Here is a 1,074-nt window from a genome sequence, read left to right as displayed (position 1 = left end):
CACGGTCAATGGCAAAGCGGACCGGCAGGTTCTGGAGCACCACATCGTGCATGACCTGATCATACGCACGCTGGAGGAAGGTGGAATAAATGGCGCAGAACGGGCGCAACCCTTCGGTGGCCATGCCCGCGGCAAAGGTAACCGCGTGCTGCTCGGCAATGCCCACGTCAAAAAACCGCTCGGGGTAGTTTTTGGCGAACGCATCCAGCCCGGTGCCCGAGGGCATGGCGGCGGTGACAGCCGTCAGGCGCTTGTCGGTCTGGGCGCGGCGGACCAGTTCGCGCGCAAAAACAGAGGTGTAGCTCGGCGGGCCTGCGGGGCCTTTTTTCTGCTCACCGGTAATGACGTTGAACTTGGCGACCGCGTGGTATTTGTCGCCCGCGTTTTCCGCCGGGCGGTAGCCGTGCCCTTTTTCCGTAATCACATGCAGCAGGATCGGGCCTTTATCCGTATCGCGCAGGTTGCGCAGGATATTGACCAGCTGCGGCAGGTCGTGCCCGTCCACGGGGCCGACGTAGTAAAAGCCCAGCTCCTCGAACAGGGTGCCGCCGGTAATCATGCCGCGGGCGTATTCGTCCGCCTTGCGGGCGGTGCGTTCAACCGGGGCTGGCAGTTTTTTCACAAACTTGCCCGCCAGTTCGCGCAGCTCCATGAACTTGCGCGAGGACATAAGGCGCGAGAGGTAGTTGGACATGGCCCCCACAGGGGGAGCGATGGACATCTCGTTATCGTTAAGGATCACGATCAGCCGTTCCGCACCCGGCCCGGCCACGGCGGCGTTGTTCATGGCCTCATACGCCATACCGGCGGAAATGGAGCCATCGCCAATAACAGCAATCACATTGCGTTCACGGTAGGAGGGGTCGTCCTCCGCACGCAGGTGGTGGGCGACAGCCATGCCAAGCCCTGCGGAAATGGAGGTGGAGGAGTGGGCCGCGCCAAACGGGTCGTATTCGCTTTCCGCCCGGCGGGTAAAGCCAGACAGCCCACCCGGCTGGCGCAGGGTGCGAATGCGCTCGCGCCGCCCGGTCAGAATTTTGTGCGGGTAGGCCTGATGGCCCACATCCCAGATCA

Annotated in this window: 1 protein-coding gene; it reads right to left on the bottom strand. The window is 62.8% G+C overall.

Annotation, left to right across the window (positions count from 1 at the left end):
- Positions 1–1,074 (bottom strand): 1-deoxy-D-xylulose-5-phosphate synthase (dxs, locus tag AABE20_RS10245; protein ID WP_338332973.1); only part of this gene is annotated, 1,074 nt, incomplete at both ends.

This window comes from Acetobacter zythi, from assembly GCF_963921165.1.
Lineage (GTDB): Bacteria > Pseudomonadota > Alphaproteobacteria > Acetobacterales > Acetobacteraceae > Acetobacter.
The sequence above is the reverse complement of the archived record's forward strand: the minus strand, read 5'-3'. Positions and strand labels throughout refer to the sequence as shown.